This is a genomic window from Marinobacter sp. Arc7-DN-1 (assembly GCF_003441595.1).
GTDB classification, from domain to species: Bacteria; Pseudomonadota; Gammaproteobacteria; order Pseudomonadales; family Oleiphilaceae; genus Marinobacter; species Marinobacter metalliresistant.
This window is the reverse complement of sequence record NZ_CP031848.1, coordinates 1,780,289-1,802,578: the sequence shown is the minus strand read 5'-3', so window position 1 is coordinate 1,802,578 and position 22,290 is coordinate 1,780,289. Positions and strand designations below refer to the sequence as shown.

At 58.4% G+C, this 22,290-nt stretch carries 18 protein-coding genes; 12 read left to right on the top strand and 6 right to left on the bottom strand.

The window, feature by feature from the left end; translation table 11 throughout:
• Positions 1-152: 152 nt before the first annotated feature.
• Positions 153-1,613, top strand: coding sequence for a hypothetical protein (locus D0851_RS08490; protein WP_162893706.1), 1,461 nt, complete (start codon positions 153-155; stop codon positions 1,611-1,613).
• Between the two features lie 85 nt (positions 1,614-1,698).
• The gene (locus D0851_RS08485) at positions 1,699-3,069 is read left to right on the top strand and encodes a hypothetical protein (protein ID WP_117618251.1); all 1,371 of its coding nucleotides are present in this window, start codon (positions 1,699-1,701) and stop codon (positions 3,067-3,069) included.
• 33 nt (positions 3,070-3,102) lie between these two features.
• Here the strand turns inward: D0851_RS08485 and D0851_RS08480 are convergent, their stop codons facing one another.
• Positions 3,103-4,434 carry a sensor histidine kinase gene (locus tag D0851_RS08480; protein ID WP_117618250.1) on the bottom strand — a complete coding sequence of 444 codons (1,332 nt, stop codon included), beginning with the start codon at positions 4,432-4,434 and terminating at the stop codon, positions 3,103-3,105.
• Positions 4,424-5,089, bottom strand: a complete 666-nt coding sequence (locus D0851_RS08475) for a response regulator transcription factor (protein WP_117618249.1) — start codon at positions 5,087-5,089, stop codon at positions 4,424-4,426. The genes D0851_RS08480 and D0851_RS08475 overlap by 11 nt, the downstream gene beginning before the upstream one ends.
• Positions 5,090-5,288: 199 nt before the next feature.
• Between D0851_RS08475 and D0851_RS08470 the strand changes: the two genes are divergently transcribed.
• From D0851_RS08470 to D0851_RS08445, 6 genes are all read left to right on the top strand, one after another.
• Positions 5,289-5,852 (top strand): cupredoxin domain-containing protein, encoded by a 564-nt coding sequence (locus D0851_RS08470; RefSeq protein WP_117618248.1) that lies wholly within the window; start codon positions 5,289-5,291, stop codon positions 5,850-5,852.
• A gap of 96 nt (positions 5,853-5,948) precedes the next feature.
• Entirely contained in the window at positions 5,949-7,730 is a 1,782-nt protein-coding gene (locus D0851_RS08465) for a copper resistance system multicopper oxidase (protein ID WP_117618247.1), read from the top strand.
• Positions 7,727-8,476 carry a copper resistance protein B gene (locus tag D0851_RS08460; RefSeq protein ID WP_117618246.1) on the top strand — a complete coding sequence of 250 codons (750 nt, stop codon included), beginning with the start codon at positions 7,727-7,729 and terminating at the stop codon, positions 8,474-8,476. Before D0851_RS08465 ends, D0851_RS08460 begins: the two co-directional genes overlap by 4 nt.
• A 157-nt stretch (positions 8,477-8,633) precedes the next feature.
• Positions 8,634-8,987 carry a hypothetical protein gene (locus tag D0851_RS08455; protein ID WP_117618245.1) on the top strand — a complete coding sequence of 118 codons (354 nt, stop codon included), beginning with the start codon at positions 8,634-8,636 and terminating at the stop codon, positions 8,985-8,987.
• 11 nt (positions 8,988-8,998) lie between these two features.
• Complete coding sequence (locus tag D0851_RS08450) at positions 8,999-9,385, top strand: DUF302 domain-containing protein (RefSeq protein ID WP_117618244.1); 387 nt, start codon at positions 8,999-9,001, stop codon at positions 9,383-9,385.
• Between the two features lie 53 nt (positions 9,386-9,438).
• A complete protein-coding gene (locus tag D0851_RS08445; protein ID WP_117618243.1) occupies positions 9,439-10,512 on the top strand; it encodes a YncE family protein in 1,074 nt (357 codons plus the stop codon).
• 131 nt (positions 10,513-10,643) lie between these two features.
• Here D0851_RS08445 and D0851_RS08440 read toward each other — a convergent pair whose 3' ends face one another.
• The 4 genes from D0851_RS08440 to D0851_RS08425 all read right to left on the bottom strand — a co-directional run bounded on the left by D0851_RS08440 (position 10,644) and on the right by D0851_RS08425 (position 16,774).
• Positions 10,644-13,841: an efflux RND transporter permease subunit gene (locus D0851_RS08440; protein ID WP_117618242.1), complete on the bottom strand. Its 3,198-nt coding sequence runs from the start codon at positions 13,839-13,841 to the stop codon at positions 10,644-10,646.
• A 15-nt stretch (positions 13,842-13,856) separates the two neighbouring features.
• Entirely contained in the window at positions 13,857-15,050 is a 1,194-nt protein-coding gene (locus D0851_RS08435) for an efflux RND transporter periplasmic adaptor subunit (RefSeq protein ID WP_117618241.1), read from the bottom strand.
• A 13-nt stretch (positions 15,051-15,063) separates the two neighbouring features.
• Positions 15,064-16,305 carry a TolC family protein gene (locus D0851_RS08430; protein WP_117618240.1) on the bottom strand — a complete coding sequence of 414 codons (1,242 nt, stop codon included), beginning with the start codon at positions 16,303-16,305 and terminating at the stop codon, positions 15,064-15,066.
• 103 nt (positions 16,306-16,408) lie between these two features.
• On the bottom strand, positions 16,409-16,774 hold the full coding sequence (locus D0851_RS08425; protein ID WP_117618239.1) for a hypothetical protein: 366 nt from the start codon (positions 16,772-16,774) through the stop codon (positions 16,409-16,411).
• Positions 16,775-17,071: 297 nt separating this feature from the next.
• Here D0851_RS08425 and D0851_RS08420 point away from each other — a divergent pair, with 297 nt between their 5' ends.
• From D0851_RS08420 to D0851_RS08405, 4 genes are read left to right on the top strand one after another with little or no spacing between them, the layout of a single operon-like run.
• Positions 17,072-17,833 (top strand): outer membrane lipoprotein-sorting protein, encoded by a 762-nt coding sequence (locus tag D0851_RS08420; protein ID WP_227539489.1) that lies wholly within the window; start codon positions 17,072-17,074, stop codon positions 17,831-17,833.
• Between the two features lie 9 nt (positions 17,834-17,842).
• On the top strand, positions 17,843-18,529 hold the full coding sequence (locus D0851_RS08415) for an ABC transporter ATP-binding protein (RefSeq protein ID WP_117618238.1): 687 nt from the start codon (positions 17,843-17,845) through the stop codon (positions 18,527-18,529).
• A complete protein-coding gene (locus D0851_RS08410; protein ID WP_117618237.1) occupies positions 18,526-21,033 on the top strand; it encodes an FtsX-like permease family protein in 2,508 nt (835 codons plus the stop codon). Before D0851_RS08415 ends, D0851_RS08410 begins: the two co-directional genes overlap by 4 nt.
• Positions 21,026-22,156 (top strand): hypothetical protein, encoded by a 1,131-nt coding sequence (locus tag D0851_RS08405; protein ID WP_162893705.1) that lies wholly within the window; start codon positions 21,026-21,028, stop codon positions 22,154-22,156. Before D0851_RS08410 ends, D0851_RS08405 begins: the two co-directional genes overlap by 8 nt.
• The last annotated feature ends 134 nt before the right edge of the window (positions 22,157-22,290 follow it).

Below are 22,290 nucleotides of genomic sequence, written 5' to 3'. Positions count from 1 at the left end.
CGGCATTAATCCTCGTCAAACAGATGCCAGACAACGGTTTTCAGGTCTGTTTCAGTTTACAGTTTGAGCTTTCTTTGCTATACCTCTGACAGGCTGGAGAATTCGGCCGTTACCAGATAACAAAAATCTCATATAGAGACGTCGGAGGAACAATGAAAATAACAGGAAAACGCATCGGTCAGGGGTGCTTGGGCGCGTTGCTTGCCGTAAATGGGGTTCCCGCTGCCATGGCTTTGGAGGTGCCCACAGCATCGGGCGTGAAACTGGACATAATCACCCAGGGCAAGTTTCAGCCAACTTACTTTTCCAACTTTGATTTGGACAGCAGTCTTGATGATGGTGCCACGGGAACGTCTGCCGGTGCAGTTCAGGTGGGCGATGAGCACGTCAGGGCGGAAGTGAGGCTTGGTGTTGTCGCCACCGGTAAGAACTGGACCGGGAAGATACTCCTTGAAAACGACTTTGCCCTGGACGCCAACTCCGTTGACCGTGCATTCCGTGGTGAGCGGTTTGGCCTGGAGCAGGCTTACTTTACCTATACCTTTGATCCGGCCTTCACCGTTCAGGGCGGCTGGACCTTCAAAAATATCGATCTGGCCTCCGGGGGGCTGCTGTACGGCGACGACCATCCCTTGTTCGGCGCCATGGGAAAGACCTCGTGGGGCGGTTACGACATTTACTGGATGCCAATCAACGATGGGTTGATCTCGCGGTCGGGTTCGCCCACCATAGCTCAGGTCAACGGGCAGGAGGACTGGGATGTCTATGCCTCGAAGTTTGATATCGATCTGGGGGGCGGCAGTCGAATCTCTCCAATCCTGACGTTTAGTGATAATCAGCAGCAGAACGCCGTGGCGACCTATTTCGGTGTGGAGTACATTGGCAATATCGGAGCCCTGAAAATCCGCGCCGAAGTGCTTGGGGTAACGGGAAGTTTCAATGGCGGGTCATCCACGCTTGAGAATGGCACAGTGGTTGATAATTCCGACAATGACATCAGCGCCTATGCGGGCTACGCGAGCGTCGAATACCCGGTGAGTGAGGCGTTCAACCCCTTTATCGCACTCCGGGTGGCGAGCGGTGATGACGATCCAACCGACAACGACGTAGAAGGCTGGCTGGGGATAACCGATATTGGCCGGTATTCGCCGCTGATCGGTATCGATGGCCAGTTCATGGGCTGGCAGCCTAACTCCAACCGGGCTATTGCTTCGGGTCTCTTTGGTGTGGCCCTTGATCAGGCCGGTCCTGGAGGAGCGGGTTACGGTGGTATATCCAACGCGGGTACCGGTAACAACCCGGGACAGATCATGCTGTCGTTCGGAAGCTCCGGTAACCTTGCGGCAATCTCGCCGAAGCTGTCCTACCAGGCACAGATCTTCCCGATGTGGTTCCAACAGACCGGGGGGCTTGAATCGCTTAGCACGGCCAGTGGGTCGGTGGACAGTTTCGCGGGTACCGAGCTGGATTTAGCCGTGAAATACCAGGCCAATGAGTACTTTGCTCCAAGACTGGTGCTTTCCAGCTTCCTGCCGGGTAAGGGCGTTGAAGATGCGACCGGTGCAGACGATGCGGGGTATGTTGCAATGCTCGAGCTTAACTGGAATTACTAAAAGCTAGAGAGGTTTTTCAATTTATCGCAAAACGATTGAGGCCCGCCGTAACCGGCGGCCTCAATTTCTTTTTAAGGGGCATATTGTGAAACGAGTTCTGGCCTTTCTTGTCTTTTTATTCGTGTTGCCGAATGCCCTGGCCGAGGGCTACGACCTTCCTCTGGATTCACTGTCGGAATGGACTGGAAAAAAAGCCATTAGTGTTGTTTCGAATGTGCCGGATCTGGATAAAGATACAGAATTCCTGGCGCTGTTGGGGCGCCTTAGTGTTAGGGGGTTTGATGTTAATTTCGGTCGTTCCGGATTTTCCGATGAAGGGCTTGTTCTGGAAGTTCTTGAAGTAAATGATAAAATTGCGATCTCCATTAAATCCGCTGACTCACAGAAATACTTGCTTTCAACGTTTGTTGATCAGGCGGAACAGGCAACTTCAGTCACTGATTTCAGTACTTCTCCACAGAGAATTCTACCGTTGCCGGCAGGTTTTAATCCAGAGAGGGTTGAAGCGCTGCCTGGGTCAGCCCGTGCGGATAGCCGACTGATTTTTCTTTCCAATGCAACGCTGGCGTTGGGGTCACTCAAGGACGGTAACATACAGGTAATTGATAAACTCCAATCAGACATCAAAAACTCGAAAGCGATTTACCTTTCCATTGGCCAGTCAGACTCAGATCCGAATCCTGAGATTGCAGTGGTATGGGGGCAGGATCGGGACATCTCAGGCAAGGGGCAATACACGAAGATCTACTCTCAACTTTTCGAGGTCTCTGGAGAGGAGCTGCGGGAAGAAACTGAAAAAACAGAGAATGTTGCCATAAGGTTTATTAATAACCAGTTGCATGTCCAGCGATATGAATTGCTCGCCGGAGACATCGGGAAACTGATGGTTGCCTCTGTGAAGGGTTCAGGGATCGGAGCTGGCGAAGAGAGTTCGTCGCTTTCTGACAGAGAAATCTTTTCAGTTTTCCCCATCGACGACGCTACGAGGGTCAGTGTCGCGGAAAGCTATCTTGAGCTGCAGTCTCCCGGTGGGAAGCCTTTCCCCAGGCTTGAGTTGGGTAGAGTTTCTTTGCCAAGGGTCGCTATGCCATTAAAGGAGAGGAAAATCGTTACTACTCCCGATTACGCTTATTCCGTCAACGAACAATACCTTTCTATTCCCCGGAAGGTTATGGCTGAGGAGGGGGAGGTTATAACCTTTCTGAGAAAGCGCAGGGGGGCTTTTGCAGGGTTAACGTCCGCTTCAGGATCGGATGTAATGGTTAGCGCAAGTTGGGATAGAAGTTCGCCGGGCGCTGGGTTCTCGATTACTCCAATTCGTGAGATTAATTCCTTTGTGATCGATTTTTCATACGTGATAACTGGAGACGAATCGATATTGGTCGTTCTGGCTAATGAGGAGAGTGACAGTCAGGGAGCTAGCCACATATACATATACAGTGTCCCGTCTGGCTAATTCGTCGACCCTTTAAAAGCGTCAGATAGAGGGTCAATTAGGAATCTCGACAGTCACTTGCAAGCCACCACCAGAAGCTGTTGAGAAGGTAACGTGCCCACCGTAACGCTCAACGATTTCTCTCGCTATGGCGAGCCCAAGGCCGTGCCCCGGTGTTTGTTCGTCCAGACGTAGCCCGCGCTGACCCAGGCTGGTCATTTCGTTTTCGTTGACTCCTGGGCCATCATCGGTCACGACCATGCGAGTTAACCCGTTGTCTTGTGATAAGGAAAGTTCAACGTAACCGTTCGACCATTTTCCCGCGTTATCCAGCAAATTTCCCAGGATCTCGTTCAAATCATGCTCTTCAACCGGCCAGCGGCTTTCCTCGGGAAGGGCGCTGGACAGCTCAAAGGATTTTTCCGGGTACAAACGGCCTAGCATCCAAAGAAGATCCCGGGCCTGCTTCAAGGGGTACGCACTTTTTCCAACCTGCGGGCCGGCGAAACGACTGCGCCGCATTTCCGCTTCAAGCTGTTTGTCGATGTCATTCAGCCGGGCTGCCATCTGGTGCCTCAGATCGTTGTTTAGAGGGTGGCTTTTGTCGTCCAGAATCTGCCGGACAGCTGCGATGGGTGTTTTAACGCTGTGGGACAAGTTTGCCAGGGCGTCTCGTGAGCGCTCCAGTCGCTGATCCAAAGAGTCGAGCAACTGGTTGAGCTGCTCCACAAGGGGCTGAAACTCCTCGGGAGACTGGACGTCAATACGCGAAATTTTGCCATCCTGGAGCCTTTTTAGTGCAGCCTTGAGTGTTACAACAGGGCGCATGGATAGGGTAATGCCGAACCAGATCACGGCGACCAGAAGCAGTATCAGCAAAACGGAGACGATGGCAGTCCAGGCATGCAGTTCTGCCTGACTGCGTTTCAATGCGCCGAGATCTTCGGAGACAATCACAGTGATAGGCGTTTCGCCTACCTGAAAGGATTTTCGATAGGCAAGGATATCCGAGGGTGCGTCAGCTATTTCTGTGTCGTGCACCCGAAGGGTTCCGTCATTGCCGGACTCAATCAAGGGCGTTAAAAGAGGCGCCCAGGCCTCGGGCGAAATGATTGTCCCGGAGGGCGACCGTATGGCAAAGGCGTGATGGAAGACATCCTGGAAGTAATCACCGGTCTGGAGCGTATCCACGCGACCATTCGACGTGCGAATCTGGTGTACAAGGAACGCGACTTCGTCCTTGAGCCTGCTTTCAACGAATTCCCTGGACATCCGTTCCAGCAACAAGCCGTGCACCAGCCACGCAAGAACCATCAGGCCAATGCTGGCCGGCAATAGCAGGGCAAGCAGAGTTCCCTTGACTGACGCTGGTTTCCTATGAAACATCGTTGAACAGATACCCCTGGCCGCGCCGTGTTGAGATGGTTTTGGGGCCTACCAGCTTCCTTAGCCTCCGGATATAGGCCTCGATAACGTTTTCACTCGGGTTGTCATTAAGGTTGTAAAGCTGTTCCATCAGTTGCTCTTTCGAGAAAACCTGGCCAGGCCGGCTCATGAGGCAGCGCAACAGGCGGAACTCGGTGCCTGTCAGGGGGTGTTCCGTGCCTCCCTCCAGTTTCAGGCTCTGGCGATTCTCGTCCAGCTCGAAGCGGCCGGCCTTTACCAGGGAATGGACTCTTCCTTCGCTTCGACGCACTATGGCGTTAAGGCGGGCGATCAGTTCTTCCGTTTGGAAAGGTTTCGCCAGGTAGTCGTCCGCCCCGGCTTTCAGCCCATTGACTCTATCGTGCCAATCGTCCCTTGCAGTCAAAATCAATACAGGAAAGCTGACGCGGTTCGCTCGCCATTTTTTCAGCACATCCAGACCGTTACCATCGGGCAAGCCCAGGTCTAATATGCTTATCCGGTAATCCTCCTGCTCGCCAAGAACGATAGCCTCTTTCGCCGTGTAGGCGGCATCCACACTGAACCCTGATTTCTCTAATTGGCGTGTGAGGCCTTGTGAAAGCAAACGATCATCTTCGACCAATAGTAATCGCATAGTTGTTCCTTTCCAGTGGCAATATGACCGGCGCAGTCTCGCTGAAACGCCTGAATTCAGCCTGAATAATAATTATTTTGGTATTTTCAGCAAGAATTCAGGTTGGTGAGTGATGGTATCAACCGATTCTGGACATTGCTCAATTTTCGGGGCAAGACGCCTCAGGCGTTTACTATAAATCACTACAGGAGAAGATGGGATGAAAGCATCAAAGTTCTTGGTTGCGGCAGCCGCGATCTCGATGTCCGCAACGGCGTTTGCAGCGGGTGCTCACGGTGACGGGCATGGCGACAGTCATGGTGGCGGGCACGGCGGTGGGCACGGTGCCGGCAACGGCGAACCGGGAAAGGCCTCGGAAGCCTCCCGGACAATCACCGTCGAAATGCATGACAACTACTACGAGCCGGACTCGATTGACGTGAAGCCCGGGGAAACCGTGCGCTTCGTGGTGCAGAACAAGGGTAACCTGGTTCACGAATTCAATATTGGCACGCCCGCCATGCACGAAGCCCATCAGAAGGAAATGATGATGATGGTTGAGCACGGGATTATCCAGGGCGGCACGCTCAACCACGAGATGATGGAAATGGATATGGGGAATGGCAAGGCCATGAAACACAACGATCCGAACAGCGTATTGCTGGAGCCGGGACAGAGCAGGGAAGTGGTCTGGAAGTTTTCCGATAAAGGCGATATCGAGTTTGCCTGCAACGTGCCCGGGCACTATCAGGCCGGCATGTATGGCGAAGTGGATTTCGACTGATCCCTTTCTGATCAATCGTACCCGCCGCGCCGGCGAAATCGTCGGCGTGGCGGGCATTCCTCATAGACTGTTTTGTAGTCGGGAGAAATCAAAACCATGAACACAACCCTTTTGGCAGGCCTTGCGGCTCTGCTGTTGCCGGTGATCGGCCTGGCAGGGGAATACAGCCTGACAGTAGATCGGGTAAAAATCGATACCGGCGACTTTGTCAAAACGGGTATCGGATACAATGGCAAATCCCCCGGGCCGGTTCTGCGCTTCAGGGAAGGCGAAGAGGTTTCCATCAATGTGACCAATAACCTCGATGAGATGACCTCCATTCACTGGCACGGGCTGATCCTTCCCTTCGATCAGGACGGCGTGCCCGGTATCAGTTTCCCCGGAATCAGGCCGGGAGAAACCTTTACCTACCAGTTTCCCATCCAGCAGACGGGTACCTACTGGTTTCACAGCCACTCCGGCTTCCAGGAGCCTGACGGTGCTTACGGTGCCATTGTCATCGAACCCGAGGGGCGTGAGCCGTTCCGTTACGACCGTGAGTACGTGGTTCAGCTGACCGACAAACACCCGCACTCCGGTGACCGCATCATGCGGAACCTGAAAATGATACCCGATTACTACAACCGCAAGCAGCAAACGGTGGGTGAGTTTTTTTCGGACGTTTCTGAAAACGGACTGATGAGCACAGTCCGGGACCGGATGGCCTGGGGTAACATGCGCATGATGAAAGCGGATGTCGAGGACTTGCAGGGCTTTACCGGTCTGATCAACGGCAAGGGGCCGGAGCAGAACTGGACCGGCCTCTTCGAACCGGGGGAGCGCGTCCGGCTGCGTTTCATCAACTCCTCGGCGATGACGTATTTTGACGTTCGGATTCCCGGCCTGGATATGACGGTTGTGCAGGCAGACGGCAATAACGTACAGCCGGTCAATGTCGCCGAATTCCGGATCGGCGTGGCAGAAACCTACGATGTCATTGTCCGGCCCAGGGAGGCGCAGGCCTACACCATCTTCGCTGAGTCCATGGGCCGTTCGGGCTATGCAAGAGCAACGCTGGCTCCGGAAGAAGGAATGGAAGCCGCCGTTCCCCAACTGCGTGAGCCTGCGCGCCTGACCATGGCCGATATGGGCGGCATGCCCGGTATGGACCACGGTAGCATGGCTGGCATGGACCACGGCAGTATGGATATGAGCGGTACCGACGGCATGTCCGGCATGGGCGACCCGTCCATGAAGGGGATGGATCACTCCGGTATGGCCGGTATGGATCATTCGAACATGCAGGAGATGGATCATTCGGGCATGGCGGGCATGGACCACGGTTCCATGGAGATGCCCAAAGGTGGCGCGAGCGATCCGTTCTACGCGAAGGGCAGTGGCCTTGTGCCCGTGGCGGCGAATGGCGGCAAATTCCTGTCCTATGCAGACCTGAAAGCTCAAAACCCGCTGTATGAAGACCGGGAACCGACCCGGGAAATCGAGCTTCGACTGACCGGCAACATGGAGCGCTATATCTGGAGCATCAACGGCGTTAAGTACGAGGATGCGGATCCGATTCGTCTCCAGTACGGTGAGCGAGTCCGCTTCAAGTTTGTGAACGAAACCATGATGACCCACCCTATGCACCTTCACGGTATGTGGTCCATTCTCGAGGTCGGTGCAGGCCAGTGGAATCCCATCAAGCACACTGTCAGCGTACAGCCCGGAACCACAGTTTATATGGAAACCGAGGTTGATGAACCCGGGCAGTGGGCCTTCCATTGTCACCTGTCCTATCACGCGGCAGCCGGTATGTTCCGCAAGGTGATTGTTGAGGGTGGCCCGGAGTCGGCTCAGGCAAAGGCAGACGCCACGACCGAAGAAGGAGGTGATGCATGAGCCGTATCCGATTCCTGGGTGCCGTGAGCCTGCTTGTTTCGATCGGCTTCCCAACCGCGTTAGCGGCTCAGGAGATGATTTCCGACACCACCGCGCGTAAGCAGCCGCTCACGACCTGGGGTGTGCAGTTGGAGGAGTTTGAATACCGCTACAGTGACGATGATGAGGAGCTGGGAGTCTGGGATGCGGATTCCTTCTACGGCACCGACGATCTGAAACTCCGGTGGATTTCAAAAGGTGAGTACAGCCTGGAGGAGCGGGCCTACGAATCACTGGAAAATCAGCTGGTGGGGCAGGTGCCGATTTCCAGGTTCTTTGATGCCAAAGCCGGCGTCCGGTTCGACACGCCCGAGGGTCCGGACCGGACGTACGCGGTGCTCGGTGTTGTCGGGCTGGCGCCCCAGTGGTTTGAGATCGATGCGAACCTGTACATGAGTGACGAGGGCGACACATCCGCCGACCTGGATGCCGAATACGAGTGGCTGTTGACCAACTACTGGATCCTGTATGCGACTCTGGATGCGACGGTAGCGTTCAGCGAGGACCGGGAAATTGGCGTCGGCAAGGGGTTGGTGTCCACCGAAACCGGCCTCAGGTTGAGTTATGACCTGATTGACCGCACGTTCTCGCCCTATGTGGGTGTGGTGCACGAGCGCAAGTACGGCGATACCGCGGATTTCGCCAAAGCCGGGGGCGGTGGTACGGAAGACTGGTTTGCCGTGATCGGCGCCCGCATCGCGTTCTGATCGTGGGGCTGACGGGCCCGGGATACTCCCCGGGCCCGTTTCTGTCTACACTTTGATCTGGGTCAAGTCCACCTGGAATTTCCACCTGTATTCAGTCGCAGTTCAGGTTGGCATGGTGTGATAGAGGGTAGGTAGCGAGGCAACGAGGTGCACTCCCATGACCAAAGCACACAAAGCAAGTAATCAGGCGCAGTTTCTGTTGCGCCGAAAACTGACCGTCGAAGACCTTGGCGAGAGTGAGTGGGACGATTTTATCCACGAACTCAACCACCATCCCTGCGTCGATTTTGCCGAGCGCAAACCGGGCAACCAGCTGCATGTCACCTTCGATGGGACCCATTGGTCCACCGATGAGCTGCTGGAGCTGATCGAGCTCCATGGAGGCCGGTTGAAAGCGGGCTGGTGGACCCGGCGGAAACTGGCGTGGTATCGCTATACGGACGACAACGTCCGGGCCAATGCCAAGCATGAGCCGTTTTGCTGTTCTAAAATTCCACCCATGAAAAAATAACAGGAGGTTGTATGTCATACACTATCAATCGACTTGTCAGCAATGTGGGTTTCGAGGAGGTGGACAAACGAACGCGTCAGGCGCTTACCGATCACGGCTTCGGGGTGCTGACGGAAATTGACGTCAAGGCCACGATGAAGAAAAAGCTGGACAAGGATATGTCTGCGTACCGGATTCTCGGGGCCTGTAATCCAGGTATGGCCTGGGAAGCCATTGGCGTGGAGCCTCGTGTCGGCGCGATGCTGCCGTGTAACGTCATTCTTCGCGAAGTTGTGGAGGGTATCGAGGTCAGCGCGATAGACCCCGTGGCTTCCATGACCGCTATTGATAACGACGAGCTCAAGCAGGTTGCTGGAAAAGTCAGGGAAATGCTTTTAAAGGTTGTTGAATCGATTTGAGTGACCGAGAGAGATCTGATTCCCGTTGTATCCTGACCTGAGGAGGTGGTTTTATGAAACTCCAGGCGCGTAACCGGTGGCGCTCCTCGCTGGTAGCCACTGTCCTGATGAGCCTATCCCTGACGGCGATGGGAGACAGTGCCCGGGCATTCGTACCCATGGGGACGGCGGATTCCGTGGGCGTTATTGATCTGGAAAGTTACCAGATAACGTCGACGATCAGCGGGACCATCAATACCCATGGCTCGGCACTGACACCCGATGGCCGCTATCTGGTTGCCGGCAGCCTGACCGCTCACGACAGCCAGGAACCGGTCAGTCGCCCGGAGGGCGTGACGGAAGACGAACATGCCGCCCATCATGGGGGTGGTGCGCCCGCTGCAACTCCGGAAGACGCCAATACCGGTCGGATCTATGTTGTCGATACCTCCACGAACGCGATTGCCCGCACGCTGGAGGTGCCTGGGCCGGTGCACCATGTCCTGGTGACCCCTGACGGTCGCTACGCTGTTTCCACGCATCCCATGGGCGGCGGTATCAGTGTGGTTGACCTGGAGTCCGGACAGCTGGTTGAAACCGTGGCGACGGGCCCGGCGCCCAACTACTTGGCAGCGACCGACAACGGTCAGTCCCTGCTGGTCAGCAATACCGGCAACGGCACGGTCAGCGAAGTGGATACCCGGCATTGGTTCGTCAAACGCAATCTTCGGGTTGGCGGTAGTCCGGAGCATATGGTGCTCGCCCCCGGCAACGAACGGCTTTATGTCAATGATGTCGACGCGGGCCAGGTTGTTGCCCTGGAGCTTTCCAAAGGCGCCGTGGCGGCAAGGTATGATGTCGGGGCGGAATCTCATGGCGTTGGCCTGAGCGCCGACGGCGGGATACTGTACGCAACCAGTAAGGGCGGCGACCGGGTCGTCCGGATCGATCTTGCCAGCGGGACCCGCCACAGCGTGTCACTGGCGCCGGCCCCCTACCATCTGGCGGTATCTCCCGGCAATGGCCGCCTGCTGGTTACCAGTCGTGCCGAAGGCAGGCTTTGGGTGCTCGATCCGGCATCCCTTGAAATTATTGACGAGATTGCGCTGAATGGCACCGGCCATCAGATTTCGATCCAGTCTCATTGACCGGGCCGGCGCAGGGCCTGAACCGGCGACCCATAACCCGACCATGGCGGGCGGATACCCGGGTATACCCCGCGTGGATTGATGGCAAACAGGCCTGCCGCCACCGGAACGGCAGCAGCAGGCTCAAAGGTTTATTCCCTGTCCTTTAACCTGCCTTTTGAAAACCAGGCAAACAACACCGGCAAGACAAACAGTGTCAAAAACGTGGCTGTCACCAACCCGCCCACGATGACACTGGCCAAAGGCTTTTGTATTTCCGCACCAACGCCATTGGAGAGCAGCATGGGGATTAGCCCCAGCGCCGAGGTGATGGCGGTCATCAACACCGGCCGAAGTCTTGAAACGGCCCCGTCAAACACGGCATCGGCAATGGTCAGACCGTCCGCAATCCGTTGGTTGATGCTTTCCACCATGACGACCCCGTTCAGCACGGCGACACCGAACAGGGTAATGAAGCCCACGGAACTGGGCACTGACAGGTACTGGCCGGAAACCCAGAGTGAAAATACGCCGCCAATCACGGCCAGCGGAACATTCACCAGGATCAGCATGGCCTGGCCAACCGAGCCAAAGGCAAAATAGAGCAGCAAGGCGATCAGTCCCAGCGAAACCGGCACCACCAGTGATAAGCGTTTTTGGGCCCGCTGCTGGTTCTCGAACTGGCCTCCGATATCCACGGAATAGCCGGTTGGCAGATCCACCTGCCCGGCAATCGCCTGACGAATATCTGCGACCACACTGCCCATGTCGCGCCCCTGGACATTGGCTTGTATCACCACCCGGCGCTGTACGTCATCACGACGCACCTGTGGCGGTCCCGATGCGATACCGACCGCGGCCACATCTCCGAGGCGCACCCAGGCACCCGACGGGGCCTGTAAGCGCAGGTCGGCAATGGCTTCGCGGTTCTCGCGAAAACGTTCGGCGAGGCGGACATAGATATCGTAGCGTTCGTTACCATTGATGATCTGGCCGGCACTGGCGCCACCCAGCCCTTCGCGCACCAGCTCCATCACGTCGCCCACAGCCAGGCCGTAACGGGACAAGGCACGGCGATCCGGTTTCACCACCAGTTGCGACTCACCGGCGATTTGTTCCATGGCCACATCGCGGGCACCTGCTATTTCCTTAACCACCGCTTCAATGGCCTGGCCCTTCTCGGCCAGCACGGTGAGATCAGGCCCAAACAGTTTGATGGCAAGCTGTGCTTTGACACCCGACAGCAACTCATCCACGCGGGTTGCGATAGGTTGCGAGAAGTTGAACAGCAAGCCCGGGTGTTGCTCCAGTTTCTGCTCCATCAACGACTGGAGTTCATAGCGGTTGTCGGCGCTGGTCCATTCCGGCACCGGTTTGAGGCCGATATATATCTCAATATTGTTGACGGGTTCAGGATCGCCACCGATTTCAGCCCGGCCAATACGCGACAGGGCATAGGTGACCTCCGGGAACTCCATCAGCATGGCCTCCAGCCTGGGGGCCACTTCCAGCGCGGTGTCCAGGCTGGAGGAGGGGGCGAGTGTCACGCGCAGGTTGATGGTGCCTTCCTCCAGTTCCGGCACGAACTCGGTGCCCAGGCGGGGCAGGACCAGCGCGGCGGACACCACCATGACAACGGCAATACCCACCACCAGTTTGCCGTGCCCCATCGCCCAGGTTAAACCCTTGCGATAGAGCAAATCGAGCGGCCTCAATACGAAGCTCTCGCGTTGCCGGACCCCGCTGCGAAAGAGGTAGGTCGCTAATGCTGGCACGATGATCAGGGCCACCAAAACCGCGGAGAGCATGGCCAGCATGATACTGATGGCCATGGGTTGAAACAGCTTGGCTTCGACACCCTCGAAACTGAACAGCGGCATGAAAACCACCAGAATGATGGCGGTCGCGAAAAAGATGGGGCGGGCCACCTCCTTGCCGGCCTCCTGCAGGCGCAAGGCAATGCCGTGGCGGTCATGGGCTGCATCAGCCGGGTCTTCGTCATCGGAACTCACCAGCGCTTTTCTATGGGTTTCATGCTCTGCATCCGGGTGGGTCAGATGTTTAAACATGTTCTCCACCATCACCACAGAGCCGTCCACCAACATCCCGATGGCCACCGCGATCCCTCCCAGGGACATCAGATTCGCTGACAGGCCAAACCACGACATAACCATCAAGGCGATACCAATTGAGATCGGGATTGAGATCAACACCAGAAAAGTGGCGCGCAGGTTCATCAGGAACAGCGCGAGGATCACCACGATGAAAACGAAAGCCAGCAACAGGGCATTGACGACGGTCCGCACCGCCTGGGTGATTAAATCGGCCTGGTCGTAAAATGCCTCGAAGCGGACACCTTCGGGCAATGCCTGGTTGATACGCCCGATGCGGTCATTGATTCCGTCGATGGTCGCCTTGGTATTGGCCCCCATGCGCTTGAGCACGATTCCGGACACCACCTCGCCGAGATTCTCCACCTCGCCGACGGCATTTTTGCGAGTCATGGTCACCGCGCCCTGGCGGATCTCGCTGCCCAGCGCCACCTGAGCCACGTCGGCTACGGTGATGGTGGTGCCGTCCACGGTTTTCAGCGGCACCTGGCGAATCTGCTCCAGCCCCTGCCCGCCATGATCCAGCCAGCCGGTACCCCGGATCACCAGTTGCTCCTGGCCCCGGTTCATATACCAGCCGCCGACATTGGTGTTGTTGCGCTCCAGCGCCGCCATAATGTCGTCCTGGCTGAGGCCGTAAGCCAATAGCCGGGATGGGTTCAGGTTGACCTGGTACTGGCGCACCTCACCGCCGAAAGAGAGTACATCGGTCACGCCCTCGGCCGGGATCAGCAGCAGCTTTACCACCCAGTCATTGAGGCTGCGCAGGGCCATGGCATCAAAACCCGCGCCCGGTTCGGCCACCAGCAGATACTGATAGACCTGACCGAGGCCGGAGGTATTCGGTCCCATTTCCGGCGTGCCAACCCCATCGGGAATCAGCTCCCTGGCGGCCTGAAGCCGCTCAAACACCAGTTGCCGGGCAAAATAGATGTCCGTGCCGCCCCTGAATACCACGGTGACGCCAGACAAGCCGGTCTTGGAAATGGAGCGCACTTCCTCGACGTCAGGCAGGGCATACATCACTGCTTCGATGGGGTAAGTTATGAGCTGCTCCACCTCTTCGGCGGCGAGCCCTGGCGCCTCGGTATTCACCGACACCTGCACGTTGGTCACATCCGGAAAGGCATCCAGGTTCAGTTTGGGAATAATAAAAACGGCACTGACCGTCAGTGTGATAAGCGCTATTACCACGAGCAACCGGTTGGTGACCGCCCAATCAATGATTCGGTTAAACATGGGGTCTCCTGCTGCTCAGTGGTTATGGGGGTCAAAGCCGCCCTTGGCGATCTGCGAGGCAACAAAGAACGCGCCCCTGGTTACGATACGGGTCCCCGGCCGGACGCCGGTGATTTCACGTAACTGCCCGAGTGCACGGCCCAACTCGACCTCCACCGGCTGGAACTCGCCGGGATGGTCTTCCACGAATACCGTCCAGTCCCCGTCCGCTGAGCGCATCAGCGCGGTTTCCGGTACCGCCAGCACGGGTTTTTGCGTGCGGAACCGGAAATACACCTCGGCAAACTGGCCCGGGTGCAGGCGGTGTTCCGGATTGTCCACCAGCAGGCGCACGGTGCGGGTGCGGGTGATGGGATCGATGGTGTGGGCCTCCTGCGTGACCGCGGCCGTTGCGCGTACATCGCCGGTTACGACGTCGGCCTGTGTTCCGGCACCCAGGGTCAGGGAGAGGTTAGCGGGCAGGTGGGCTTCCACCCAGAGCTGCTCTTCATCCGCCAGCGCAATCAACGGTGCGCCCGCCTCGATACGTTGGCCCTGCTCGAAATCGTCGGAAAGCACTGCGCCATCGATTTCGGCGCGCAGGGTATATTCTCCCAATGCCACGGATTGCGGTGACGCCAGCGATTGCAGATCCGAGTTGGACAGGCCGTAGGCCAGCAGCGTTGCCCGGGCCGCCTCAAGGCTGGCCTTGGCGCTGACATAACGCTGTTCCCCCACGGTTGTACGCCCCAGTTCCCGCACCCTTTGCCACTCGGACCAGGCCGTGCGGTAGCCGGCTTGTGCCTGTGCCACGCTCTCGCTGAACAGGGTGACCAGAGACTGACCTTGCTTGACGTGATCACCGAGTGCGACGTGTCGGCGCAGCACGACTGATGCTACCCGGGGTGATACCCGGTAGCTGGTGTAGCCGTTGGAGAGGACTTCCCCCGGCGCGTAAAGCCGATAATCGACCGGGCTGGCGGCAAGGGCCTCCACTTGGATATCCGCCCGCGTCATCTGCGCGGGATTCAAGGACGTGGAAGCGGCTTCCCCGTGACTTTCCCCGTGACTTTCCTCGCGGTGATCGTCACCTTCACCCTGATCGCCATGGGCTGCGGCAGGCGTGGTTTTCTCGTACTCGTGGGCATGCCCCGACTCAGATTCCCTGGCAAGGCTTGCGGTTGCTGTCGCAAGACCAGCGACCAGAAGAGCTGTCAGTGTTTTGTTCATATTTGTCATCCTGTTATTCATTCGTTGGCGCTGTTGCGGGCATAGTCGCGCGCATCAGGCGGCCCGATTGCTGGAGCACCTCGGTGAGCGCAAGCCGTGTCTGTGTTGCCAATTCGATGCCTGAACGCAGGCTCTCGGCGCGCTGATTCAAGGCCAGCAGATAATCGGTGGTGGACAGGTCACCGCTGCGCCACTGGCGTTCCAGCAGTTCGGCGCTGTTCTCCACCCGCCCCCGGACGACGTCTTGCCAACGGCGGTATTGCTGTTCATAGCGCTGCCAGGCGGCGTAGGCGGCTTGCCAGTCAAAACGCTGCTTGCGGTAAACGGCCTGGAAGCGGGCTTCCGCCTCCAGCGCGGCGCGTTCGGCGGTGCGGGTCTCAAAGCGAAAGTTGTTGCGCACATTCAGCGGGATGGAGAAGGTCAGCCCGACAACGCTCTCGCCTTCATCACGACCGGCATTGAGCCCAACGGTCGGTTCCGCCCGGGCGCTACGCCGTGTCACCTCGGCTTCCTCCTTCAGCGACTGCCAGCGGGCGTGCGCGCTGGCCACCGCCGGATGCCCCAGCAGCTCCCGATCCGGGACAGGGCCTGGCGTGGACGGCCAGAAATCATCGGGAATGCCGCCCCGCTCCGGGGTCCACCGCGGCAGCAGCTCGCGTACCCTGGTTTCAGCCCTCTGCAAGGTGGCTTCCACCTCGGCGACCTGGGCCAACTGTTGCGACAGGGAAAGGAAGGTGAGTTCGGCATCGATGCTGCCCAGATCACCCGCCTGCTGGCGCTTCTCCACCAGTTCGAGCAGGGTGTTGAGTTGCTCCTGTTGCGCCTGGCTAATGGCCGCGGCGCGACTGGCCGACTGCCACTCAACCAGCGCGGCCACCGCCTCAGCGGTCTTGTCCAGTACTCGTTGCCGGTACAGCGCTTCGGCAGCGCTTCGCAGATAGCCCGCTTGCTGCCGTCTTGCGCCCCGTCTGTCCCACCAGTCGATGGTCTGCTGAACGCCGACGCGGTAGTTGTCGTCGTCGCCATTACGCTCCAGATCGGTGGACAGCTCCGGGTTGTAGATAGGCTGCTCCACCGCATCGGCACTGGCGTTGGAACCCAGCCATTGCTCGCGAGCGGCGAGCACGTCAGGGTGTTGTTGTACCTGGGATGCCAGCCAGGCGTCCCAGCCGGAAGTTTGTGCGTGGGCAAGCAGGGGCAGGACAAGCACGCACGCGCTCAGCAAGGCCTGCCAGGGCCAGTCAAATCGTCTCATAATGATAGTCCTGCGGTTCCATGATGTATCACCCTGGAATAAATGCCATTGTGGTGCTGTAGCCCTGGGCTACAGCGGCTGGTGACGCGCTTTTGCGATGTAATCAGGCGATGGGAGGGCGGAACAGGGAAGGGAAAATGCCGGAGGTGAGGTTGGCCTGATAGTCGGCTTGGCCGTTTCCTGAGAGCAAGACAGCCAGGTGTGAAGCCGCTCCGGTCAGGACCACTGCGCCCTGGACCTGGCCATGGCAATGGCAGCAATGGCGACAATCGTATAAAGACAGGTCGGGTTGGTTGGCGGTCTGCTTGGCGAGCTGGCTGTTGTTCGGGGTATCAGTGGGCGGGTGCGTATGGTCGAATTCCAGGTGTTCCGTCCCCGATTGATGAAACCTATGGGTGTCCGCCATGGCAACCGCCGATTGCAGGGCAATCAGTAAAGCCAGTAAACAGGTCAAATAATGGCGGATCATGAGAACGGAGAAATCCTTAAGCGGGCAGGCTCACTACACGAGTGTCGAAAGACCATCGGATTATAGACGAGATCCCGCTGCCGCTCCAAACAAGATTAAAACATCAACAATGCCAACGGGTTGGCCTGATTTTGGCTATAATTTCCAGCATCGGGTCCGGCCGTTTCGCCTAAAACTGTTAAATTTGTCGGTTCTTCCGCAGCAACCGGACTATTTGCTTGACCTTTGAGCACTCATACCTGCTAGAAAGCAACAATAAGCAGAAAATAACGATAACCAGACAATCCGAGAACGCGTATGAGCCACAAATCGTTTACCCTTACTGCACTCATTTTGACCCTGGCGGTCTATTCCTTCCGGGCATTGGCCCAGGCTCCGGATGCTGAACAACTGGTGGCCGGCATGGAGGACACCCTCTGGTCCGACAGCAATCACGGCCGTTTCGCCATGCGGATCGAATCGGAGTACTGGACCCGCACTCTGGAACTGGAAGCCTGGATGGACCGCCCGGAGTACACGCTGATCCGCATTCACGCGCCCAAAAAAGAGGCTGGCATTGGCTCGCTGCGAATCGGCGATGCCATGTGGAATTACCTGCCCAAGGTTGATCGCACCATCAAGATCCCGCCATCGATGATGCTGCAGCCCTGGATGGGTTCAAACTTCAGCAACGACGATCTGGTCAAGGAAAGCTCGTTCGTTGAAGACTACACCCATGAGCTGGTCGAGACCGACGATTCGGGCGAGGTGCCTGTGTACCGGATCGTCTCGACGCCCCGGCCCGACGCGCCGGTGGTGTGGAGCCGTTTGGAATTCAGGATCCGCGCCGATGCTATCCCGGTGTCGGCTGCTTACTATGGCGAGCGCGACCAGGTCGTCAAGCGCATGACCTATGACCAGATCGAAACCATGGGCGGGCGCCGCATTCCCACCCGCTGGACGATGGTGGACGCCGATAACCCCGAGTCCCGCACGGTGATCACGATTGAGTCCATCGAATTCGACCTGCCGCTCGATGAGGCGCTGTTTTCATTGCGCCGCCTGCGCAACCCACAGTGAGGGCCCGGTATGAGCATCGTCAATGTGGAGAAAGCGTCGCGGATCTACCGTCAGGATTCGATTGCCGTCAAGGCGTTGGATGAAGTGTCGGTCGCCATCGACGCCGGTGAGTTCACAACGCTGGTGGGCCCGTCAGGGTCGGGCAAGACCACCCTGCTGAACCAGATTGGAGCCCTGGACGAGCCGGATAGCGGGCGTATCCAGGTGGCGGGTGAGGAAATCACCGGGCTCAGCCGCAAGAAGCGGACCCTTCTGCGGTTGTGGAAGATCGGCTTTGTGTTTCAGGAGTACAACCTGATCGGTGTGCTGTCGGCGCAGGAGAATGTCGAATATGTGCTGATGCTTCGCGGAGTGCCGTTTCGGGAGCGCCGCGCCGAGGCCGGGCGCATTCTGGTGGAGGTCGGTCTGCAGGGACTGGAGCGGCGCCTGCCCCATGAATTGTCCGGCGGCCAGCAACAGCGTGTCGCGGTGGCCCGGGCGATTGTCAGCAAGCCGGCCATTGTCCTGGCAGACGAGCCTACGGCCAATCTCGACTCCACCACCGGCGCGGCCCTTCTGGACCTGATGCGAGGGCTCAATGCCGAGCACGGCATTACCTTTGTGTTCTCCACCCACGACCCGATGGTGATGGAACGCGCACGGCGGATAATCCATCTCCGGGATGGCCGTGTCGAGCGTGAGGAGCGACGGCCATGATGGCGTGGTTACGGCTGGCTTTTGGCAATCTCCGGGTCAATCGCCGGCGCACGGCCATCACACTGTTGTCGGTGGCCGTGGGTGTCGGCGGGCTGGTGTTTATCTGGGCATTCATCGATGGCATCAACGCCCAGATGATCAATAACATGACCGGTTATGTAACCGGCGACCTGAAGGTGCATCAGCGCGGCTTTCATGATGATCGGGAAATGAACATCGCCCTGGCCGAGCGTCGGAATCTTGCCGGGGAGGTGTCGGCTGTAACCGGTGTGGCGGCAACCACGCCCAGGGTGATGGGGCATGCCCTGGCCAGCGGAGCGGACCAGTCACGGGCATTGCAGGTGATGGGCGTCGACAGCGCGACGGAGCCAAGGGTCACCCGGCTCGACCGGTCGATTGTCCGCGGCCGCTATCTGGCCGCCGGCAATGAGATCCTTGTCGGCGTGGACGCCGCCAGTGCCCTCGATGTCTCCCCCGGCGACGAGCTCGTGCTGGTGGTGCAGGCGGCGGACGGCTCCATCGGCGCCGACCGGTTCGAGGTGGTGGGCGTGTTCGAGACCGGCATCAAGCGCATTGATGGCTTCCTGGCCCAGATGCCCCTGGCCTCGGCCCAGGCGCTGTATGCCTTTCAGGGGCGGTTTACCGAGATCGCGGCCCGGGTACAGGATGCCGACCAGCTCGACCAGGTGGTCGGCGCCGTGCGGGATCGGCTGCAGGGCCACGACGTGGAGGTCCTGGGCTGGCCGGCCCTGATGCCATCGCTGGTGCAGATGGTGGCCTTTCACGACGCCGTCGCCTATATCGTGATCTTCGTGGTGTTCGTGGTAGTGGCCGCCGGTATCGTCAACACCATCCTGATGTCGGTACTGGAGCGTAGCCGGGAGTTTGGCGTGATGCTGGCGCTGGGTACACCCGGCAGCCGTGTGGTCTGGCTGGTGCTTCTGGAAACCACGATTCTGGCCGGCCTCGGCTACCTGCTGGGGCTGGTGCTGGGATTGTCGCTGACCGGCTATTTCGGCAGGTATGGGCTGGATTTCAGCGCCTATATCAAGGCCATGGATACCATGCCGGGGCTCAGCGGCATCGTTTATCCCACCATTGAATTCCAGCGTCTGGTGGTGATTGGCGTTGTGGTGGTCTCGGTAGCCTTGCTGGCGGCCGCCCTCCCGGCCTGGAAGGCGAGTCGCAACAGTCCGCTGGAGGCGATGGGAGCCAGGCGCAAGGTGATTAACCGCATCCGCCGGATTCACTGGCAGGTGACGTCCGATCACCGGCTGCTGATTTTCGCGCAAATGGCACTCCGTTCGGTGTTCCGCAACCCGAGACGGTCAGTGATTACCGGCTCCGCCACCGCGTTCGGGCTGGCGGCCTATCTGTTCCTGTACGCTTTTGCCGATGGCTTCTTCGAGCAGATGATCCAGAACTCGACCCAGCAGCTCAGCGGGCACGTGCAGGTGATGGAAGCGGGGCACGCCGTCGATCTGTCGCCAGCCCTGCGCATCGCCGACAGCCCGACGCTGCTGAGGCAGTTGCGGGCGCGCCCTGAAGTGGAGGCCGCCGCGCCGCGGGTGGTGCTTCGTGCCATGGTGGCGAATCCGGGGAAAAGTCTGCCGGTGGAACTGGTGGGTATTGCGCCGGAACAGGAGAGGGCCGTCACCGAACTTGCCGGTTATATTGAGCAGGGAGCCTACGTTCAGTCAGGCGACCAGGGGATCGTGATTGGCCGAAAGCTGGCTGAGGAGCTGGATGCCCGGCTGGGCGACAAACTGGTCATCACGGTACAACAGGCCGGCGGCGACCTGGCCTCCGGGGCTCAGGCGATTCGCGGTATCTACCGTACCGGAAGTGACCTGTTCGACAGTGAGTATGCGTTTATCGATATCGAGGCCGCCCGTCGCCTGGGCAGCCTGCAGGGGGACGAAGCCTCGCGGATCGCGCTGCGGCTGTCGGACCGCGCCGGGAGCGCCGCGCTGGCGCGCACCCTGAACAAGTCGCTGAGCGGGGACGGACTGGTGGCCCAGGACTGGGAAACCCTGCTGCCGGTGGTGGTCCAGATGGTGGAAATGAGCCAGGTGGATTTTTATCTCATCCTGTCGGTGGTCTTTGTCGTGGTGGCCATCGGGGTCATGAATACCATGGTGATGTCGGTGATGGAGCGGACCCGGGAACTGGGCGTCATGCTGGCACTGGGAACCCGAGGTGTCCAGTTGCTGCTGACGATTGTGTTCGAGGCGTTCTTTCTGGCGGTACTGGGCATGGTGGCCGGAACCCTGGCGGGCGGTGCGCTGGTCTACTGGCTGAACCAGGCCGGCATTGACCTGTCCTCGATCAGCGGGGCGCTGGAAACCATTCCGGGCATTACCGACCGGGTCTATCCGGTGCTGATGTTTGATCATGTCTGGCTGCCCAGCCTGCTGCTGTTTCTCTGTTCGGTGACGGTGGCGCTGTATCCGGCATGGCGGGCGGCGCGGCTGGACCCGGTCGAGGCCATTCATCATGGCTAGGCACTGGCAAGTGGCGTCAGGGCTGGTCTGCCTGATGCTGGCTTCAGGTGTTGAGGCCGGGTTCAGCCAGTCCGGATCGCTGAAGAATCTCAGCGTCGGCTCGCGCTCGTTGATCGACGGTGATCGCTACGTTTCGAACCTTACCCGCCTGCGTCTGAACCCCCGATATCGATATCAGGACTGGATTGTGGACGCGGCCTACGACCTGGAACTGGTTTCGGGCAGTTTTCTGGACAGCCCGGAGTTCGCCTTGCTCCGGGATGCCCCGGAACCTCGCTACTGGGATCTGCAGGGGGATATTCACGAGTCGGGGACATTGCTGGCGCGCCACCAGTTCTATCGTGGCACGGTGCAGTGGCGGTCGCCGGCCGGTGATTTCCGCTTCGGGCGCCAGCAGGTGAACTGGTCCACGGCCCTGATCTGGAACCCGATGGACATCCTCAATCCTGTCAGCCCCTTGCAACTGGAGCCGGATGAACGGGTGGGTGTGGACGCCATTCTCTGGGACAAACCCTGGGGAGCCTTAGGACGCATCAGCGCTGTCCATGCCCCGCAACACAATGACGGCGAGGCCAGTACGGCAGCCCGGGTCAAGCGCTATATTGGTGGTGTAGATGCCGGGCTGATGGCAGGTGAGTTTGCCGATGTCACCAGGATAGGCTTTGACGGCAGTGGCTCGGTGATCGGCACCGGTTGGCGCACGGAATTCGTCTGGAGCGACCCGGACGCCAGCGACAGCTACTGGCAGGGAGTGGCGGATCTGAATTGGTCGTTTCGCAATGGGTTCAACCTGGCACTGGAATATTTCTACAACGGCCGGCCCGTACCGCCGGGAAACTCTGGCCTTGGAAACCTGCTGTCCACAGATCCGCTCTATGCCGGGCGCCATTATACCGGGTTGCTCGCATGGCAGGATATCAACCCGTTTTGGCAGTATCGGGTAGTGGCCATTCGCAATGTTGATGATGCAAGCTGGGTACTCTATCCCCGGTCCACCTGGACGCTTCCCTTCAGCCAGGAAATCTATCTCACAGCCGGAGCCCAATGGTTTGGTGGTAACGACACCAGCGAGTACGGAATGCTTGAGCCTCTGGGATTGGTGGAGATGCAATGGTACTTCTGAATATTCTGTCTGGTCGTATTTTGGCGCCCACAATCAAAGAAGTATCACTCTACCCAGGCGTTCCTTTATATGTACATTTCAGCAAATGAATCGTGTGGCGGTTTAATGGGCAGTTATTTAGTGTATAGGCCACT

Bases quoted from the DNA above. Each gene is read 5' to 3' on its own strand.
- D0851_RS08490 (WP_162893706.1), top strand. From the start codon at position 153: ATGAAAATAACAGGAAAACGCATCGGTCAGGGGTGCTTGGGCGCGTTG.
- D0851_RS08480 (WP_117618250.1), bottom strand. From the start codon at position 4,434: ATGTTTCATAGGAAACCAGCGTCAGTCAAGGGAACTCTGCTTGCCCTG.
- D0851_RS08475 (WP_117618249.1), bottom strand. From the start codon at position 5,089: ATGCGATTACTATTGGTCGAAGATGATCGTTTGCTTTCACAAGGCCTC.
- D0851_RS08470 (WP_117618248.1), top strand. From the start codon at position 5,289: ATGAAAGCATCAAAGTTCTTGGTTGCGGCAGCCGCGATCTCGATGTCC.
- D0851_RS08465 (WP_117618247.1), top strand. From the start codon at position 5,949: ATGAACACAACCCTTTTGGCAGGCCTTGCGGCTCTGCTGTTGCCGGTG.
- D0851_RS08460 (WP_117618246.1), top strand. From the start codon at position 7,727: ATGAGCCGTATCCGATTCCTGGGTGCCGTGAGCCTGCTTGTTTCGATC.
- D0851_RS08455 (WP_117618245.1), top strand. From the start codon at position 8,634: ATGACCAAAGCACACAAAGCAAGTAATCAGGCGCAGTTTCTGTTGCGC.
- D0851_RS08450 (WP_117618244.1), top strand. From the start codon at position 8,999: ATGTCATACACTATCAATCGACTTGTCAGCAATGTGGGTTTCGAGGAG.
- D0851_RS08445 (WP_117618243.1), top strand. From the start codon at position 9,439: ATGAAACTCCAGGCGCGTAACCGGTGGCGCTCCTCGCTGGTAGCCACT.
- D0851_RS08440 (WP_117618242.1), bottom strand. From the start codon at position 13,841: ATGTTTAACCGAATCATTGATTGGGCGGTCACCAACCGGTTGCTCGTG.
- D0851_RS08435 (WP_117618241.1), bottom strand. From the start codon at position 15,050: ATGAACAAAACACTGACAGCTCTTCTGGTCGCTGGTCTTGCGACAGCA.
- D0851_RS08430 (WP_117618240.1), bottom strand. From the start codon at position 16,305: ATGAGACGATTTGACTGGCCCTGGCAGGCCTTGCTGAGCGCGTGCGTG.
- D0851_RS08425 (WP_117618239.1), bottom strand. From the start codon at position 16,774: ATGATCCGCCATTATTTGACCTGTTTACTGGCTTTACTGATTGCCCTG.
- D0851_RS08420 (WP_227539489.1), top strand. From the start codon at position 17,072: ATGAGCCACAAATCGTTTACCCTTACTGCACTCATTTTGACCCTGGCG.
- D0851_RS08415 (WP_117618238.1), top strand. From the start codon at position 17,843: ATGAGCATCGTCAATGTGGAGAAAGCGTCGCGGATCTACCGTCAGGAT.
- D0851_RS08410 (WP_117618237.1), top strand. From the start codon at position 18,526: ATGATGGCGTGGTTACGGCTGGCTTTTGGCAATCTCCGGGTCAATCGC.
- D0851_RS08405 (WP_162893705.1), top strand. From the start codon at position 21,026: ATGGCTAGGCACTGGCAAGTGGCGTCAGGGCTGGTCTGCCTGATGCTG.